Source organism: Pseudooceanicola spongiae (genome assembly GCF_014899185.1).
GTDB lineage: Bacteria > Pseudomonadota > Alphaproteobacteria > Rhodobacterales > Rhodobacteraceae > Pseudooceanicola > Pseudooceanicola spongiae.
Genome location: NZ_CP045201.1, coordinates 3642926 through 3660231 on the forward strand (window position 1 = coordinate 3642926; position 17306 = coordinate 3660231).

A 17306-nucleotide genomic window follows, 5' to 3' on the forward strand; every position below is an offset into this window, starting at 1 on the left:
TTGCAACGAAAAAGAGCCGGGCCCGCGAGGGCTCGGCTCTTTGCATTTCAACACCTTGCGAGGGCTCAGGCGGCCAGACCGCGCGCGCCCATGTCGAGGAATTTCTTGCGACGGTCATGGATCAGCGCCTTGCGATCCATCCCCTTCATGCTGGTGAGCAGCGCTTGGATCTCGGTCCCCACAGCGGTCATCGCCTGATCGGCACCACGATGCGCGCCGCCGACGGGTTCGCCGATGATGCGGTCAATCACACCGAGATAATGCAGATCCTGCGCCGTCACCCGCATGGCTTCGGCCGCTTCGCGCATCTTCTCGGGGTTCTTCCACAGGATCGAGGCACAGCCCTCGGGCGAGATCACCGAGTAGACCGAATGCTCCAGCATCGCGACGCGGTTGGCCGCAGCGATCGCCACAGCCCCACCAGAGCCGCCTTCGCCAATGATCACGCTGATCATCGGGACGCCGATCTGCAGGCATTTTTCTGTTGAGCGCGCAATGGCTTCGGACTGGCCACGCTCTTCCGCGCCCTTGCCGGGATAGGCCCCGGCGGTATCGACAAGGCTGATCACGGGCATGTTGAAGCGGTCTGCGATCTCCATCAGACGGATCGCCTTGCGATAGCCCTCGGGGCGCGCCATGCCAAAGTTCCGCTCGATCCGGCTCTTGGTATCATTGCCTTTTTCGTGGCCGATCACCACGACAGGGCGGTCGTTGAAGCGGGCGAGGCCGCCCATCAGCGCCAGATCCTCGGCAAAGTTCCGGTCGCCCGCCAGTGGCGTATATTCGGTGAACAGGTTCGCAATGTAATCTTTGCAGTGCGGGCGGTCGGGGTGTCGCGCCACCTGGCATTTGCGCCAAGGCGTCAGCTTGGCGTACATATCCACCAGCATGTCGGCGGCTTTCTTGTCCAGCGCCGCCGCCTCGGACTCGACGTCCATATCCTCGTTCTGCCGGGCCATGGCGCGCAGCTCTTCGGCCTTGCCTTCAATCTCGGCAAGGGGGCGTTCAAAGTCGAGGTAATTGGTCATCCGGGACTCCCACTTTCACTGTGGGTTATATGACGGTGACGGGCTCAGGATGCAATAAGGCAAGCGTAACCGCTGCGTGGCCCGGCCTGGACTTGCCGCTCAGTGCAGAAAAACCGGGTAGAGCGAGGCCACCAGCAGCGCGGCCATCGACCAGTTGAAGGTGCGCAGCCGGGCCGGGTTGTGCAGGAGCCGCCGCATCTGTTGCCCCAGCAGCACCCAGACCGACAGAGCCGGAAGGCAGACCAGCCCGAAGACCACCGCGATCACCGCGACGGCAGCCAGATCGCGTCCCGGCGCATAGATGGTGATCGCGGTCAGTGCCATGGTCCAAGCTTTTGGGTTAACCCATTGAAAAGCGGCGGCCTGTAGAAAGCTCATCGGGCGGCGTGTCGGGTCGGCCTCGCCACTGGGCGGTGCGGCATGGGCGATTTTCCACGCCAGATACAGCAGATAGACCACGCAGGCGACCGTCAGGATCCGGCGCAACACAGGGACCGTTTCAAACAGCTGCATCAGCCCGATGCCGACCAGCACCACCATCGCGGCAAAGCCAAGGGCAATGCCCAGCATATGCGGCAGGCTGCGCCGATAGCCAAAATTCGCGCCCGAGGCCATGACCATCAGGTTGTTCGGCCCTGGTGTCACACTCGAGACGGTGCAGAACAGGGTCAGCGCGGCAAGGAAGTTCAGCGATAGCATGGTCATGATGCACTCTGGCAAGTTAGGATCTGGGAGTGCAATCCTATGCGCTTTTTAGCGCGCAGTGGTTGCGATCTGCGGCCTCTAGAGATGGATTTTGCAACATATGACCAAGCTTGACGATCTGAACCGAAAGATATTGCGTTTGTTGTCACGCGAGGGGCGCCTTTCGAATCTGGAGCTGGCCGAACGTGTCGGCCTCTCCCCCTCGGCCTGCCTGCGCCGGGTGCAGGAGCTTGAGCGCGCTGGTGTGATCCTCGGCTATCGCGCCGTGCTCGACCCGCTCGCCATGGGGGCGGGCTTCATCGCCTATATCACCGTCGGGCTATCCGAGCATACCAAGCTGGCGCAGGAAACCTTCGAGCAAGCGATGCAGGGCGCGCCCGAGGTGCGCGAGTGTCACAATATCACCGGTGCGCGCGAATATCTGCTACGCATCGAGGCGGCAGATCTTGCCGCCTACAAGAGGTTTCACACCGATGTTCTGGGTACCCTGCCGCATGTCAATGCGCTGACATCCTATGTGGTCATGGGCTCGGCCAAGGATGAACGGGCGTGACGTCTCAGCTGCAGTAGGCGGCCTGTTCCTCGATGGCTGCGCCAGCACCAGCGAGGCTGATCGGATAGGTTTGCCCGCCGATGGTCAGCTGCTCACCGCGCCGCAGGATCTCAAGGAAAGTGTCGCGGGCGGTGTCGTCGGGGAAGATCATCTTGTAGCCCTGAACCTTGCCGCTGGCGATCTTGGGGTCTTTGGTGGCGCCGGTGTATTGCACCAGATAGCCGCCCTCATTGCCGTCCACAGCAAAGCGAACCTCGGCCATATACTCTTTGCCACGTCCGGCCTTGCCCGGCACTCCCGGCAGTTTTTCGCCAAAGCCGAGGCGAATCGAGCGACCGGCCTCGTCGCAGCGAATCGAAAAGTATTCGCCAACCTGCGCACGTTCCTGCGTCAGGTACATCAGCAGCCCGTCCTTGTCGGCTTCCTTGCTTTGCATCCATTGCCCGGCAAAGACCTTGGCGATCGGCGTTTCGATCACGTCCTGCGCGGCAAGAGGGGTGGATAGGCACAGGCTGGTCAGGCCAATGGCAAGGGCAGTGGTGGGCAGGCGCATGAGAATCTCCGGTCGCTGGCTGCGAAAGTCGTGGTCTCGTGCAACCTAAGGCGTTGTAAAGATTTGCCAAGAGCGGTTTTGGGGTGGATTTGTCCGATGCCGAACACAAAGCCGTCAGAGCCCTGATCGCGCTTAACCCGAGCCCATATCACAGGCACGAAACGTGGCATACGCCGCCGCATGTTTTTTTGCTGAAAGTCGTGATAAAACCTAAGCTTAAATAGGGGAAGCGCCCGTGAGTCCTCCTCTCACGGGCGCTTCGCCGAGCATGCCTGCAGTCACTCCCCCGCGGCTATCAGCTCGGCTTGTCTCACGATTACTTGTGCCTGTTTTATAGATGCAATGTCAACAAGTCGACCTTTATATACTGTCGCCCCTGCTCCCGTTTTACGGGCGTCTTCCATTGCGGACAGGATCTCTTTAGCTTCGGTGACCTTCGCCTGCGTAGGGGTGAAGACCTCGTTCGCCAGAGCGATCTGTTTCGGGTGGATCGCCCATTTCCCGACCATGCCGAGGGTGGCCGAGCGCAGTGACTGCGCACGGAATCCTTCGTCGTCAGAGAAGTCGCCAAAGGGGCCGTCGACCGGCAAAAGCCCATGTGTACGGCAGGCTGCGACAATGGCCGTTTGCGCCCAATGCCATGGATCTGCCCAATATTTTTGCCCCTGACGCAGCATATAGTAGTCTTCCTGGGTGCCGCCGATGCCCGTCGTCTGCATCCCCATCGAGGCCGCGAAATCCGCCGCGCCAAGGCTCATCGCCTCCAGCCGGGGCGAGGCGGCGGCGATTTCCTCGACGTGAGACAGGCCGGCGGCGCTCTCGATGATCACCTCAAAGGCGATCCGTTTTTGGCGACCTTTGGCCGTTTCAATGGCGGTGACGAGGGCATCGACAGCATAGATATCGGCCGCGCAACCGACCTTGGGAATCATGATTTGATCCAGCCGCTCGTCACAATTTTCCAGAAGATCGACGACATCGCGATACCACCACGGCGTATCGAGCCCGTTGATTCGCACCGAAAGGGTCTTGTTGCCCCAGTCGACATCGCCAATCGCCTCGATGACGTTCCTGCGCGCTTGCGGTTTGTCGTCGGGCGACACTGCGTCTTCCAGATCCAGATTGATCACATCCGCCGCCGAGGCTGCCATCTTGGCAAACAGCTTGGTGTTTGAGCCGGGTCCGAAAAGCTGGCAGCGGTTCGGGCGCGCGGGCGGCTGGGGCTGGAGTCTGAAGGACATTCTGCGACACCTTGGTAATGAAGTTACGAAATATCTTTCCCATTTGATATTAAGTTGCGCGACCATCTTCAAGTGCATTTTGCGCTGCGGCGACGCTTCTGCGCTGCAGCGGAAGATCCTTCGAAGTGGATGCCTGCTCGGCGGACAAACTTGCGCAAATGAGCTGCGGTGCGCCGAATTTGCAAACACCTTGATGCGGAATGGGGGCAAGCTGGTGGAAAGTCTGCTGGGAGTATGACGACATGATCGAGACACCATATCTGCTTTTCCTCGGCGATGCGCCGGACGCGCTCGCTGCCAAGGTCGCCCAAGGCATCAAGGACTGGCGCCCTGACAATTGCGTCGGGCAGTTCCGCATGGACGGCTGCAAGGCCAACCTCGGCCTGACCGACATGACGCTGGCCGAGGCCAAGGCCGCTGGCGCCAAAACGCTGGTGATCGGCGTCGCCAACCGCGGCGGCATGATCTCGCAAGCCTGGAAGAAGGTGCTGGTTGAGGCGCTGGAAGAGGGCTTTGATATTGCCTCGGGCCTGCACAACCTGCTGCGCAACGAACCGGACCTGAAAGCCGTGGCCGAGGCCACCGGCCGCACGTTGCACGACGTGCGCATCCCCACCGTGCAATACCCGATCGCCAATGGCGAGAAACGTACCGGCAAGCGTTGCCTGGCCGTCGGCACCGACTGTTCGGTCGGCAAGATGTACACCGCGCTGGCGATGGACAAGGAAATGAAAGAGCGTGGGCTGAAATCGAGCTTCCGCGCCACCGGCCAGACCGGCATCCTGATCACCGGCGAAGGCGTGCCGCTGGACGCCGTGATCGCCGACTTCATGGCCGGGTCGGTCGAATATCTGACGCCCGACAATGATGCTGACCACTGGGACATGATCGAGGGGCAGGGCAGCCTGTTCCACGCCTCCTACTCCGGTGTGACGATGGCGCTGGTGCATGGCGGTCAGCCGGACGCGCTGGTGCTGTGCCACGAGCCGACACGCGAGCATATGCGCGGTCTGCCGTCGTACAAACTGCCGACGCTGGAAGCGCTGCGCGACGTGGCGTTGACGCTGGCGCATGTTGTGAACGCGGGCTGCACCGTCATCGGGATTTCGGTGAACACGCAGCATCTGAGCGACGACGAGGCCAACGCCTATCTGGCGGAAGTCGAAGAGCGGATGGGTCTGCCCGCCGTGGATCCGTTCCGTCTGGGCGCGGGTCGTCTGGTGGATGCGCTGGTCGCACTCGGGTGATCTGACATCCCGCTGGGGGCGCTGCTGAAAATGGCAGGTGCCTCCGGCGGGAGTATTTCGGCAAGAAGAAGGGGTGAGGTCCGTGCAGATAGATGTGACGCGCGACAAGTTTCCATTGGCGCAGGTGTTCCGGATCAGCCGTGGGGCGCGGACCGAGGCTGAGGTGCTGACGGTCACGCTGCGGGATGGCGATTTCGTGGGGAGGGGCGAATGTGTGCCCTATGCCCGCTACGACGAAACGCTGGCCTCGGTCGAGGCGCAGATCGCGGCGCTGCCGCTGGATATCACCCGCAAGGGTCTGCAGGATCTGCTGGAGCCGGGGGCCGCGCGCAATGCGGTGGACTGCGCGCTCTGGGATCTGGAAGCGAAGCGGGCTGGCAAGCGCGTGTGGGAGCTGGCTCGTTTGCCGGCACCCAAGCCCGAGATCACCGCCTATACCTTGTCGCTGGACGAGCCTGCGGCGATGGAAGCGCAGGCGGTGAAGAATGCTTTTCGTCCCCTGCTGAAGATCAAGCTGGGCACGCCGGACGATATGCCCCGGCTGGAGGCCGTGCGGCGGGGCGCACCGAAATCACGCATCATTATCGATGCCAATGAGGGCTGGAGCGCCGAGGTCTATGCCGATCTGTCGTCGCATCTGATCCGTCTGGGTGTCACGCTGGTCGAGCAGCCCCTGCCGGCCGGCCTCGACGAGGCGCTGATCGGGATGGAGCGCCCCGTTCCGGTCTGTGCCGACGAGAGCTGCCATGACCGCGCCAGCCTGCCCAAGCTGAAGGGCAAGTATGACGTGGTGAACATCAAGCTCGACAAGACCGGCGGTCTGACCGAGGCGCTGGCGCTGCGCGATGCCGCCTTGGCCGAAGGCTACGGCGTCATGGTGGGCTGCATGGTCGGCTCGTCGCTGGCGATGGCGCCTGCGGTGCTGGTGGCGCAGGGCGCGCTGGTCACCGATCTGGATGGGCCGCTGCTGATGGCGCAGGATCGCGACGTGCCGCTGCACTATGACGAGGCGGGTGTGCATCCGTCAGTGCCGGAGCTCTGGGGCTGAGGCCTCTCCACGTGAATTCCTCTTGTCCTTGCGCAGGCCGTCAGGGCAAGAGGCCATAACAGACAGCACCCGAGGGGGATCGCCCCGCGCCGGGCGATTTCAAGGAGTGTCCAATGAGCCGCATTGTCTACGTGAATGGTGAATATCTGCCCGAGGAAGACGCGAAGATTTCCATCTTCGACCGCGGGTTCCTGATGGCGGATGGCGTTTATGAGGTGACCAGTATCCTCGACGGCAAGCTGATCGATTTCCCCGGTCACGCCAAACGGCTGGAACGTTCGCTGGGCGAGCTGGACATGGCCAACCCCGTCACCATGGACGAGCTGCTGGCGATCCACCGCGCGCTGGTTGCGAAGAACGATATTGTCGAGGGTCTGGTCTATCTGCAGATCACCCGTGGCGCGCCCGGCGATCGCGACTTCGCCTTTCCGGACCCGGCAGAGACACCGTCGACCATCGTGCTGTTCACCCAGAACAAGCCCGGTCTGGCCGACAGCCCTGCTGCGAAGAAGGGCACCAAGGTTATTTCCATCGAGGATATCCGCTGGGGTCGCCGCGACATCAAGACGGTGCAGCTGCTCTATCCATCGATGGGCAAGATGATGGCCAAGAAGGCCGGCTGCGATGATGCCTGGATGGTCGAGGATGGCTTCGTGACCGAGGGCACCTCGAACAACGCCTATATCGTCAAGGGCGGCAAGATCATCACGCGTGAGCTGTCGACCGACATTTTGCATGGCATCACCCGCGCTGCCGTGCTGCGGCTGGCCGCCGAGGCGCAGATGGAGGTCGAGGAGCGCAACTTTACCATCGACGAGGCCAAGCAGGCGGATGAGGCCTTCACGACCTCTGCCAGCGCCTTCGTGATGCCGGTGGTCGAGATTGACGGTGTGGCTCTGGGCGACGGCACCCCCGGCGCAATCGCCAAACGTCTGCGCGAGATCTATCTGGAAGAGAGCCGCAAGACGGCGATCTGACGCCGACGGGGCAGGTGCCAGCGCGATTGTGATTGGCCCGCCCCGGCGCAAAAGATACACTACCCGCATGAGCAGAGCGCGCCAGAATCTGGCGCGCTCTGTGCGTTGAACGGGCCATCGTGTCGCGATGGCTGACCTGACCCGCAAGACCGGCCCAGTCCGGTCGGGAGACTTCTGATGCGCCTCGCTTCCTGCTCTATCGTGACCCTTCTGACGCTGGCCTCGCCGGCTTTGGCGGATGTGAAATTGTGCGACTATCGTCCCAGCGAATTGATCGGGACGCATTCCGGTGCGCTGAAGGGGGCTGCCGCAGTTGGATCCATGGCGGGTGTGCCCGCCGTCGGCGGCGCCGGGATGAAGGGATTTTACGTCTTGTCGGACGTGGTCGGCGCCCCCGCGAACGACGCGGTCGAGCCCGAGAAAAAACGACTGGGACTGAAGGATGCGGCGGGGCTGGTCAGCAGTGCCGTCAGCGCCGTCTCCTCTGCCGCGATGCTGTCGCCTGCCGCGCTGGCTGCGGGGGCCGTTGCCGGTGTCGGCATGGCCGGAATGGAGAAGGTCTGCCAGCTGCGCGATGAACGGATCGATGACCCGCAGGCCGTGATGCTGATCCTCTATCAGGTCGCCGACAATGCCGACCCTGAGTATTTCGCGCGCACTACAGTTGACGGCGATCCCGCCATACGGGTGCGTCAGGACGATGGCGGCCATGCCGACTACAAGATGGCCGATCTTTATATTGTCGATGGCGAGATCCGGCACCGCAAGTTGGGACGTGACACTGTGGTTGGTACGCTCGGGTTTCTGGTGACGGCGGGCGATCCTGTGGCCTATGATCCGGGCCCGCAGCCCATCACTACAACCGAACTTGAGGCCGCCCCGATCACCGACATCCCTGCCGAGGCGCCTCTGCCGGAGAGCCCCGCCGACGCGCCTGTGGATGCGCCCCTGAGCGCCCCTGTCGAATAGGGCAGAGACGCCGGACTGTTACTTGTCCGGCGTACCGACATTTTCGCGAAACGCGGTGGTGAAGGCATCTTTCTTGGCGTCGCTCGCCTCGGTCTGGTGGGCGGCTTTCCAGTCCTCGAATGGGATGCCATAGAACTCCTCGCGCGCTTCGTCCTTGGTCATCTCGATGCCGCGGATGTTCGCGGCCTCCTGATACCAGCGGCTGAGGCAGTTGCGGCAGAACCCGGCCAGGTTCATCAGATCGATGTTCTGCACCTCGGGGCGCTTGTCCATCAGGTGGTCGCGCAGGGCGCGAAAGGCTGCGGCCTCGAGCTCGATACGGGTCTTGTCGTCCATCGTCATCTCTCCTGTCGCTCAGCGTTTGCGGAACGAGGCTTTCGGGATCGCCACGGTTTCAACACACAGCGCACATGTCTCGGGCAGATCGCGCCGCAAGACCTCCATCACGGCGTCTGCCAGTTCACTGTGCTGGTCCGCGCCGCGCGTGTCCATCAGGCGCAACGTGACATGAGCAAAGCTCGGCTCACCCGACAGCAGCAGATAGTCGACCCGGTGCGCCCGCACCTTGACGGCGTCGCGCGGCACAGCCGGATGGGCGGCAACCGCCTCGGCCAGCGCCTGCATCAGCGGGTGCAGGGGCTGATCCAGACCGCCGTGTTCCAGAACGATATGGGGCATTGCGTGGTCCTTTGTTTACAGGCCTGTATCGGCCAAGGCGGCCTGCAGCACCGGGGCCAGACGCATGGCCCAGGCCGTTTGTGCCGCAGTCTCCCCGATCAGGTCGTTGCGCAGTTCGACCAGTGCGTTCAACCGCCCGTGATCTATCGCGTGCCGCGCGATGGCGTCGCCGGGCAGGTGCCCGCCGTAGGGCTGGTTCGCCCCAACGCAGAGATCGCCTTCCTGTTCCAGCCGCGCGATCAGTGGCGCGGTCAGCCGCTCATCCGCGGCAAACAGGATGCCAACCTGCCAGGGGCGGGGCGGCCGCCCTTTCAGCTGCGGGGTGAAGGAGTGCACCGACAGGATCACCGTGTCGGGCTGGCGTGCTGCCAGATCGGCGAGGGCCGCGTGATAGGGGCGGTAACAGGCGTTCAGCCGCGCCTCCCGCTCGGCTGGGCCGGCATGGCGGTTGGCGGGGATGATCGTGCCATCGTAGAGCTTCATCAGCAGTGTCGGATCGTCTTCGCCCCGGTTCGGATCGATCACGAGACGCGAGAAATTCGACAGGATCGCCGGGGCGTCCAGCGCCTCGGCCAGCGCGCGTGTCAGCCCGGCAGCGCCCACGTCATAGGCGATATGGCGGCGCATGTCGGTTTCGGAGAGGCCCAGACTACCACCGCCCACGAAATCGGGTACGGTGTTGGCAGCATGATCGCAGGTGACGAGCCAGCGTGACGGACGATCCCTGCCAACGATTTCGTAAGGGGCGTATGTCATGAGGGTGTCACCTCCATTGGCCAGTTTGCAAAGACGCCATAATATGCGATGTGAACGCTAACATCCGGGATTTCCCGGGCCGCGAGAACAGGGGATGACCTTAATGAAACGTCAGCGCAATACCAAAATCGTCGCAACTCTGGGGCCTGCCTCCTCTGATTACGAGACGATCCGCGCGCTCTACGAAGCCGGTGCGGATGTGTTCCGACTGAACATGTCGCACGGCAGCCACGATGAAATTCGCGAAAAGCACCGCATCATCCGTCAGATCGAACGCGATACCGACGGTATCATCGGCATCCTTGCTGATCTTCAGGGGCCGAAACTGCGGGTCGGTGTCTTTCGCAACGACTCCGAAGATCTGGTGATTGGCGCTGCTTTCCGCCTCGATCTGGATGACACGCCGGGCGATCTGACCCGCGTGAACCTGCCCCACCCCGAGATTTTTGCCGCGCTCGAACCCGGCTCCAGCCTTCTGGTCAACGATGGCAAGATTCGTCTGGTGGTCAAGGAATGCGGTGAAGACTACGCCAATTGCGAAGTCACCGTGGGCGGCACGATTTCCAACCGCAAGGGTGTGAACGTGCCCGATGTGGTGCTGCCGCTGGCCGCCCTGTCTGACAAGGACCGTGCCGATCTGGAATTCGTCTGCCAGCTGGGGGTCGACTGGCTGGCCCTGTCCTTCGTGCAGCGTGCCGCCGATGTGGACGAGGCCCGCGAACTGGCCGGTGGCCGTGCCGCGATCCTCTCCAAGATCGAAAAGCCCGCAGCCGTGAAAAGCTTCGACGAGATCCTTGCGGTTTCCGACGGCATCATGGTGGCACGCGGTGACCTTGGCGTCGAACTGCCCGTCCACGCCGTGCCGCCGATCCAGAAGCGCCTGATCCGCAAATGCCGCATCGCCGCCAAGCCGGTGATCGTCGCGACTCAGATGCTCGAATCGATGATCGAAAGCCCGATGCCGACCCGGGCCGAGGTCTCCGACGTGGCCGCCGCGATCTATGAGGGCACCGATGCCGTCATGCTCTCGGCCGAAAGCGCCGCCGGCCTCTATCCGATCGAAGCCGTCAAGACGATGGACAACGTCGCCCATGAGGTCGAGACCGACTCGCTCTATCGCGAAGTGATCGAGGCGCAGCGCAGCGCCACCACCCGCCGTGGCTCGGTCGCGGAAGGCATCGTTGCCGCCGCGCGTGAGATTGCCGAGACGACGGACATCAAGGCGATCTGCTGCTTCACCCAGCACGGCACGACCGCGCTGCTGGTGTCGCGCGAAAAGCCCCGCGTGCCGATCCTGGCGCTGACCCACCTGCGCGGCACGGCCCGCCGTCTGACCCTGTCCTGGGGCGTGAACTGCCTGATGACCGGCCAGCTCGACCGCTTCAAGCAGGCCGTCGTCAACGCCGCGCGCGGTGCCCGTGTCACCGGCCTCGCCACGGCAACCGATCAGATCGTCGTGACCGCCGGGGTGCCCTTCAACCAGCCCGGCACCACGAACATCCTGCGCGTCGCACCCTGTGAAGAGCGTCTGATCTACGCGGCAGACCCCGAGTAAATCCACCATGCCCCTGTCCCGCTTCGGTGGGGCAGGGGTAGGCCACAGGGGCGGCAGGCGAAGGGCCTTATGACCAGCGATCTCCTCTATGTTCTTGGCGTCCTGCTGGTGGTGCTGGCGATTCCCGCTCTCGCCACCGCCTATGCGGATCGTCGCCCGCCGCTTGTGTCGCTGATCGTCATGGTGCTCGGTTTCGGGCTGATCGGCTGGATCTACAGCACCGACCCGGCCACCTATGCCTTGCCTCAGCTGCCGGACGCGCTGTTTCGCGTCATCGGATACGTGCTGCATAGCGCCGCGTCGGCCTGACTTCGGCCCGCTTGCGCAAATAACGCGCCCCTGCTGCATTCCTTCAGGAAACCGGGCTTGCCAAAGCCAACCTTCGCCCCTATACGGCGCTTTCTATCTGCGCGGCCGGCCCAAGTGGCATGCCGAGTCGCGCTTCATCTCGTGAATAACAGGAGACGAAAATGCCAAAGATGAAAACGAAATCGAGCTGCAAAAAGCGGTTCAAGGTGACGGCCACTGGCCGTATCGTTGCTGGCCAGGCCGGCAAACGCCACGGCATGATCAAGCGGAGCACCAAGTTCATCCGCACCGCCCGTGGGACCACGATCCTGGCGAAGGCTGATGAGAAGATCATCAAGCCAATGATGCCCTACGCACGCTAAGGAGTTCAGTATATGTCCCGCGTTAAAGGTGGTACTACAACCCACGCCCGTCACAAAAAAGTTCTCGACGCTGCAAAAGGCTATTATGGCCGCCGCAAGAGCACTTTCAAAGTTGCCCGTCAGGCCGTCGACAAGGCCAACCAATACGCAACACGCGACCGTAAAAACCGCAAGCGCAACTTCCGCGCGCTGTGGATCCAACGGATCAACGCTGCTGTTCGTATGCATGACGAAGCTCTGACATACTCGCGTTTCATCAACGGTCTGGCGCTTGCCGGTATCGAAGTTGACCGCAAGGTTCTGGCCGATCTGGCCGTGAACGAACCCGAAGCTTTCGGTGCGATCGTCGCGCAAGCCAAATCGGCTCTGCCCGCCGCCGCCTGATCTTTCCCCACCGGGTCCGCCCGGAACGGAAATGTCACAGATTAAACCCCGCTCAGCCCGAGCGGGGTTTTTTCATGCCTGCACGGCCCTTAGGGCGCGCCATAAGCGCCCTAACAAACTTGCATTCCGGGGCCGCTGTGATACCCACTCGCGGTCTGTGAACGGAGGCCGCGATGGACGATCTTAAGGCAAAATACCTCTCGGCAATCGCCGATGCGGGCGATGAATCCACCCTCGAGGACCTGCGTCTGCAGGCCGTCGGCAAAAAGGGCGAAGTCAGCCTGAAGATGCGCGAGCTGGGCAAGATGACCCCGGAGGAGCGCCAGACCGCTGGCCCCGCCCTCAACGCCCTGAAGGACGAGATCAACTCGGCCCTCGCCGCGAAAAAGGCCGCCCTTGGCGACGCTGCCCTCGATGCGCGTCTGCGGGCCGAATGGCTCGACGTGACGCTGCCAGCGCGCGGCACCGCGCGTCAGGGTACGATCCACCCGGTCAGCCAGGTCTGGGAAGAGTGCACCGCGATCTTCGCCGACATGGGCTTTGCTGTCGCCGAAGGGCCGCAGGTCGAAACCGACTGGTACAATTTCGACGCCCTCAACATCCCCGGCCACCACCCCGCCCGGGCCGAGATGGACACCTTCTACATGCACCGTGCGGCAGGCGACGACCGCCCGCCGCACGTCCTGCGCACGCACACCAGCCCGGTCCAGATCCGCTCGATGCAGGATCAGGGCGCGCCGATCCGCATCATCGCGCCGGGTCGCGTTTACCGTGCTGACTACGACCAGACCCACACGCCGATGTTCCACCAGGTCGAGGGCCTCGCGCTCGACAAGAACCTCTCCATGGCGAACCTGAAATGGGTGCTGGAGGAGTTCTTCACCGCCTATTTCGGCACCAAGGTCAAAACCCGCTTCCGCGCCTCGCACTTCCCCTTCACCGAGCCCTCGGCCGAGGTCGACATCCAGTGTTCTTGGGAAAACGGCACCGTGAAGGTGGGCGAGGGCGACGGCTGGCTTGAAGTCCTGGGCTCCGGCATGGTCCACCCGCATGTGCTGCGCGCCGGTGGGGTTGATCCTGACAAATGGCAGGGCTTCGCCTTCGGCATGGGCATCGACCGCATCGCGATGCTGAAATACGGCATCCCCGATTTGCGCGCCTTCTTCGATTCCGACCTGCGCTGGCTGCGCCACTATGGGTTTAGCGCGTTGCAGGTGCCGACCATTCGCGGCGGGGTTTGAGGTGGGATTCCGCTTCCGCACCAAACGACTTGCTGAAGCATTGTCGGTGGTCGCGGATGCGGGGTTCGAAGGAATGCGCCACAATCATGCTGTGTCGGTTCTAGACAAGAATGGGATCTCGGTGCCTAAGCGTGCCTTCGCGTTGTTCCGACCTAAGCCATTCTCTGGACTGGAGTTCGGTGACAATATGTTCTTGGCTATGAAAGACCAATTGATTGAGCACGACGGCAAGCGGACTGATGGTGCGTATTCTGGCGAGTGGGAGACCATTCAACTGTCTTTGGCCGGGTGGCGCTTCCTAGAACTGCATGGTGACTCCTATTGGTCAACATCGCTACGGCAGATCGTAAATAATGTACCGACTATCATTGTAAGTGTCCTGGGGACTTTGATCGGGCGATGGCTTCTGAACGTGATTGGAGTTTTGTAATGCCTCTCGATTTTTGCGCGCTCTTCCCTGTTCGTTCTAGAAAGGCAACGCTTTCTCTGCATTTGTTTCCGAAATTCGACCTCCTTTTGAACAGCCGTTTGGGGGCAAATGTACCAGTGACAGGAGCCACCCCATGACCCTATTCCGCCACGAAAACCGCCAGCAGACCGAGTCCTCGAAGCGCCTCTACGCCCGCTTCGAGATCGTCTACACTCTGGTTGATTTCGGCGCGGCCTTCTGCTTCGTGCTCGGCTCGATCTTCTTTTTCTACGACAGCCTGATGACCCCCGGCACCTGGCTGTTCCTGATCGGCTCGCTCCTGTTTGCCGCCAAACCGACGCTGCGGCTGGTCCGCGAAATCAAACTCTACCGTATGGGCGATCAAGACGACCTCGCCTCCCGCCTGAAGGACTGACCCGATGAAATTCACCCTCTCCTGGCTGAAAGAACACCTCGACACCACCGCCACGCTGGACGAAATCACCGAGGCGCTGACCGACCTCGGGCTTGAGGTCGAAGGCGTCGAAGATCCCACCGCCAAGCTGCGCGGCTTCACCATCGCCAAGGTGCTCGAGGCCGAGCAGCACCCCGACGCCGACAAGCTGCGCGTCTGCAAGGTGCAGACGGGCGAGGGCGAGACCCAGATCGTCTGCGGTGCCCCGAACGCGCGCGCCGGGATCACCGTCGTGCTGGCGAAACCGGGCACCTATATCCCCGGCCTCGACATCACCATTTCCGTCGGCAAGATCCGCGGCGTCGAGAGCTTCGGCATGATGGCGTCGGAGAAAGAGCTGGAGCTGTCGGACGAACACAACGGCATCATCGAGCTGCCCTCCGGTGAAGTCGGTGAGGATTTCGCCGATTGGCTGGCCGCGAACCGCCCCGAAACCGTCGACCCGGTGATCGAGATCGCGATCACGCCGAACCGCCCCGACGCCCTCGGCGTGCACGGCGTGGCGCGTGATCTGGCCGCGCGTGGCCTCGGCACCCTGAAACCGCTGCCCGACTATACGCTGGCTGAGGAGGGCGCTTGCCCGATTCCCGTCAGCATTGACGCGAGCGCCGCCGACGGTTGCCTGGTTTTCGCCGGGCGCGTGATCAAGGGCGTCAAGAACGGCCCCAGCCCCGAATGGCTGCAGCGCAAACTGCGCGCCATCGGCCTGCGCCCGATCTCGACCCTCGTCGATGTGACGAACCTGTTCACCTACGACCTGAACCGCCCGCTGCACGTCTTCGACGCGGCCAAGGTGGCCGGCGGCCTGCGCATCCACCGCGCCACGGGCGGCGAAGAGCTGCTGGCGCTGGACGAAAAGACCTATAAGATCCCCGCAGGTGTGCTGGTCATCTCTGACGACAACGGCGTCGAGAGCATCGGCGGCATCATGGGCGGCGAGGTCTCTGGCTGCACCGAGGACACCACCGACGTCTTCGTCGAGGCGGCGTTCTGGGACACCGTCTCGATCGCCACGGGGGGCCGCGCGCTCAAGATCAACTCCGACGCGCGCTATCGCAACGAACGCGGCATCGACCCGGCCTTCAACATGGAGGCGCTGGACCGCGCCTGCGCGCTGATCGTCGCGCTTTGCGGCGGCACCGTCACCGAAGCCGTCGTCGCCGGCGCCGTGCCCGACGTGTCGCGCGCCTACAAGCTCGACACCGACCGCTGCTCGTCCCTCGTCGGCATGGACATCCCCGCCGACACGCAGCGCGCGACTCTGACCGCCCTTGGCTTCGTGATGGATGGCGACGTGGCCCATGTCCCGAGCTGGCGCCCCGACGTGCTGGGCGAAGCGGACCTGGTTGAGGAAGTGGCGCGCATCGCCTCCCTCTCCAACCTCGAGCCGAAGCCGATGCCGCGCCTGACGACGGGCGTCCCGAAGCCGATCCTGACCCCGCTGCAAAAGCGCGAACAGCTGGCGCGGCGCACCGCGGCGGCGCTCGGCTACAACGAATGCGTCACCTACTCCTTCATCGACAAGACCTCGGCAACGCTGTTCGGCGGCGGCGACGATGCGACAATGGTCGGCAACCCGATCTCCTCAGAGATGTCGCACCTGCGCCCGGACCTGCTGCCCGGCCTGCTGCAGGCCGCCGCGCGCAACCAGTCGCGGGGCATGCCCGACATGGCCCTGTTCGAGGTCGGCGCGATCTGGCACGGCGGCGAGCCGGGAGAACAGCAGCTGCAGGTCGCAGGCCTGTTGGTCGGACAGACAGCGCCCAAGGACGTGCACGGCGCGGCGCGCACGGTCGACACCTTCGACGCCAAGTCCGATGTCGAAGCGATCCTGACCGCCATCGGCGCCCCCGCCAAGGTACAGGTGCTGCGCGACGGCGATACTTGGTGGCACCCCGGTCGCCACGGTCGCATCTGCCTCGGCCCGAAGAAAATGCTGGCCGTCTTCGGCGAAGTGCATCCCAAGATACTGCGCGAAATGGGCGTAAAGGGCACCGCCGTCGCCTTCTCGATCTGGCCCGAACAGATTCCGCTGCCGCGCAACGCCTCGGCCTCGCGCGGAGCGCTGGTGCTGAACGATCTGCAGGCGGTCGAACGTGACTTCGCCTTCGTCGTCGACGCGGGCGTCGAGGCGCTGACGCTGGTCAATGCCGCCGCCGGTGCTGACAAGGCGCTGATCACCGACGTGCGCGTGTTCGACGAATTCATCGGCGGCTCGCTTGGCGAGGGCAAGAAAAGCCTCGCCGTCACGGTGCGCCTGCAGCCAAGCGACGCCACGCTGAAGGAAAAGGACATCGAGGCCATCTCGGCCAGGATCGTCGAAAAGGTCGAAAAGGCCACCGGCGGCACCCTGCGCGGCTGACCCGACAAGGATGCCAAACGGCGCGCTCTCCGTCCCCGGAGAGACGCCCCGCCCGCCATCCCACAGCTAAAGACGGCGCGTCCCCGGTCGCGCCGTTTGCCCTTTCTGCGGCCGTGCCGTAGAGCCAAGACAGACAACACAAAGGAACGCCCGATGAGCGACAACGACGAATATGTCTATGACGAAGCCTCGGGCGAATGGATGCCTGCCGCAGACCTCGCGGCGCGCAATGACGAGAGCGTTCAGGTGGTCGACTCCCAGGGCACAGCTCTGGCCGATGGCGACTCGGTCGTGCTGATCAAGGACCTCAAGGTCAAGGGCGCCGGTCATACCCTCAAGCAGGGCACGGTGATCAAGACCATCCGCCTCACCGCCAACCCCGAAGAGGTCGACTGCCGCCACCCCGACATCAAGGGCCTTGTCCTGCGCACGGAATTCATCCGCAAACGCTGAA

Annotated in this window: 21 protein-coding genes; 14 read left to right on the forward strand and 7 right to left on the reverse strand. The window is 63.2% G+C overall.

What is annotated here, in order from left to right; translation table 11 throughout:
• Positions 1–65: 65 nt before the first annotated feature.
• Together F3W81_RS17080 and F3W81_RS17085 are read right to left on the reverse strand one after the other, a co-directional pair.
• Positions 66–1028, reverse strand: coding sequence for an acetyl-CoA carboxylase carboxyltransferase subunit alpha (locus tag F3W81_RS17080; RefSeq protein ID WP_193080499.1), 963 nt, complete (start codon positions 1026–1028; stop codon positions 66–68).
• 99 nt (positions 1029–1127) lie between these two features.
• Positions 1128–1727 carry a LysE family translocator gene (locus F3W81_RS17085; RefSeq protein ID WP_193083983.1) on the reverse strand — a complete coding sequence of 200 codons (600 nt, stop codon included), beginning with the start codon at positions 1725–1727 and terminating at the stop codon, positions 1128–1130.
• 106 nt (positions 1728–1833) lie between these two features.
• Here F3W81_RS17085 and F3W81_RS17090 point away from each other — a divergent pair, with 106 nt between their 5' ends.
• On the forward strand, positions 1834–2286 hold the full coding sequence (locus tag F3W81_RS17090; protein WP_193080501.1) for an Lrp/AsnC family transcriptional regulator: 453 nt from the start codon (positions 1834–1836) through the stop codon (positions 2284–2286).
• Between the two features lie 4 nt (positions 2287–2290).
• On the opposite strand, the gene F3W81_RS17095 is transcribed toward F3W81_RS17090, so the two are convergent.
• Together F3W81_RS17095 and F3W81_RS17100 are read right to left on the reverse strand one after the other, a co-directional pair.
• Positions 2291–2839, reverse strand: a complete 549-nt coding sequence (locus tag F3W81_RS17095) for a hypothetical protein (protein ID WP_193080503.1) — start codon at positions 2837–2839, stop codon at positions 2291–2293.
• A 278-nt stretch (positions 2840–3117) separates the two neighbouring features.
• A complete protein-coding gene (locus tag F3W81_RS17100; protein ID WP_193083991.1) occupies positions 3118–4080 on the reverse strand; it encodes an L-malyl-CoA/beta-methylmalyl-CoA lyase in 963 nt (320 codons plus the stop codon).
• Between the two features lie 242 nt (positions 4081–4322).
• Here F3W81_RS17100 and dgcN point away from each other — a divergent pair, with 242 nt between their 5' ends.
• The 4 genes from dgcN to F3W81_RS17125 all read left to right on the forward strand — a co-directional run bounded on the left by dgcN (position 4323) and on the right by F3W81_RS17125 (position 8321).
• Positions 4323–5327, forward strand: a complete 1005-nt coding sequence (dgcN, locus tag F3W81_RS17110) for an N-acetyltransferase DgcN (protein ID WP_193080505.1) — start codon at positions 4323–4325, stop codon at positions 5325–5327.
• An 82-nt stretch (positions 5328–5409) separates the two neighbouring features.
• Positions 5410–6375 carry an N-acetyl-D-Glu racemase DgcA gene (gene dgcA / locus F3W81_RS17115; RefSeq protein WP_193080506.1) on the forward strand — a complete coding sequence of 322 codons (966 nt, stop codon included), beginning with the start codon at positions 5410–5412 and terminating at the stop codon, positions 6373–6375.
• Positions 6376–6488: 113 nt separating this feature from the next.
• The gene (locus tag F3W81_RS17120) at positions 6489–7352 is read left to right on the forward strand and encodes a D-amino-acid transaminase (protein WP_193080508.1); all 864 of its coding nucleotides are present in this window, start codon (positions 6489–6491) and stop codon (positions 7350–7352) included.
• A 177-nt stretch (positions 7353–7529) separates the two neighbouring features.
• On the forward strand, positions 7530–8321 hold the full coding sequence (locus F3W81_RS17125) for a hypothetical protein (protein ID WP_193080510.1): 792 nt from the start codon (positions 7530–7532) through the stop codon (positions 8319–8321).
• 18 nt (positions 8322–8339) lie between these two features.
• Here F3W81_RS17125 and F3W81_RS17130 read toward each other — a convergent pair whose 3' ends face one another.
• From F3W81_RS17130 to F3W81_RS17140, 3 genes are read right to left on the reverse strand one after another with little or no spacing between them, the layout of a single operon-like run.
• Entirely contained in the window at positions 8340–8657 is a 318-nt protein-coding gene (locus F3W81_RS17130) for a DUF1244 domain-containing protein (RefSeq protein ID WP_193080512.1), read from the reverse strand.
• 18 nt (positions 8658–8675) lie between these two features.
• Positions 8676–8999 (reverse strand): 5-carboxymethyl-2-hydroxymuconate Delta-isomerase, encoded by a 324-nt coding sequence (locus F3W81_RS17135; protein ID WP_193080513.1) that lies wholly within the window; start codon positions 8997–8999, stop codon positions 8676–8678.
• 15 nt (positions 9000–9014) lie between these two features.
• A complete protein-coding gene (locus F3W81_RS17140; RefSeq protein WP_193080514.1) occupies positions 9015–9755 on the reverse strand; it encodes an N-formylglutamate amidohydrolase in 741 nt (246 codons plus the stop codon).
• Positions 9756–9858: 103 nt separating this feature from the next.
• Between F3W81_RS17140 and pyk the strand changes: the two genes are divergently transcribed.
• From pyk to F3W81_RS17185, 9 genes are all read left to right on the forward strand, one after another.
• Complete coding sequence (gene pyk / locus F3W81_RS17145; protein ID WP_193080516.1) at positions 9859–11310, forward strand: pyruvate kinase; 1452 nt, start codon at positions 9859–9861, stop codon at positions 11308–11310.
• A gap of 69 nt (positions 11311–11379) precedes the next feature.
• Positions 11380–11619, forward strand: coding sequence for a hypothetical protein (locus F3W81_RS17150; RefSeq protein WP_193080517.1), 240 nt, complete (start codon positions 11380–11382; stop codon positions 11617–11619).
• A 161-nt stretch (positions 11620–11780) separates the two neighbouring features.
• Positions 11781–11981: a 50S ribosomal protein L35 gene (gene rpmI / locus F3W81_RS17155; protein WP_119400115.1), complete on the forward strand. Its 201-nt coding sequence runs from the start codon at positions 11781–11783 to the stop codon at positions 11979–11981.
• Between the two features lie 12 nt (positions 11982–11993).
• Complete coding sequence (gene rplT, locus F3W81_RS17160; RefSeq protein WP_119400116.1) at positions 11994–12365, forward strand: 50S ribosomal protein L20; 372 nt, start codon at positions 11994–11996, stop codon at positions 12363–12365.
• Positions 12366–12538: 173 nt separating this feature from the next.
• On the forward strand, positions 12539–13606 hold the full coding sequence (gene pheS, locus F3W81_RS17165; RefSeq protein WP_193080519.1) for a phenylalanine--tRNA ligase subunit alpha: 1068 nt from the start codon (positions 12539–12541) through the stop codon (positions 13604–13606).
• A gap of 1 nt (position 13607) precedes the next feature.
• On the forward strand, positions 13608–14036 hold the full coding sequence (locus F3W81_RS17170) for a hypothetical protein (protein ID WP_193080520.1): 429 nt from the start codon (positions 13608–13610) through the stop codon (positions 14034–14036).
• Between the two features lie 133 nt (positions 14037–14169).
• Positions 14170–14451 carry a YrhK family protein gene (locus F3W81_RS17175; protein WP_193080521.1) on the forward strand — a complete coding sequence of 94 codons (282 nt, stop codon included), beginning with the start codon at positions 14170–14172 and terminating at the stop codon, positions 14449–14451.
• A 4-nt stretch (positions 14452–14455) separates the two neighbouring features.
• The gene (gene pheT / locus F3W81_RS17180; protein ID WP_193080523.1) at positions 14456–16852 is read left to right on the forward strand and encodes a phenylalanine--tRNA ligase subunit beta; all 2397 of its coding nucleotides are present in this window, start codon (positions 14456–14458) and stop codon (positions 16850–16852) included.
• A 153-nt stretch (positions 16853–17005) separates the two neighbouring features.
• Positions 17006–17305, forward strand: coding sequence for an alkylphosphonate utilization protein (locus F3W81_RS17185; RefSeq protein ID WP_193080524.1), 300 nt, complete (start codon positions 17006–17008; stop codon positions 17303–17305).
• Position 17306 lies beyond the last annotated feature (1 nt).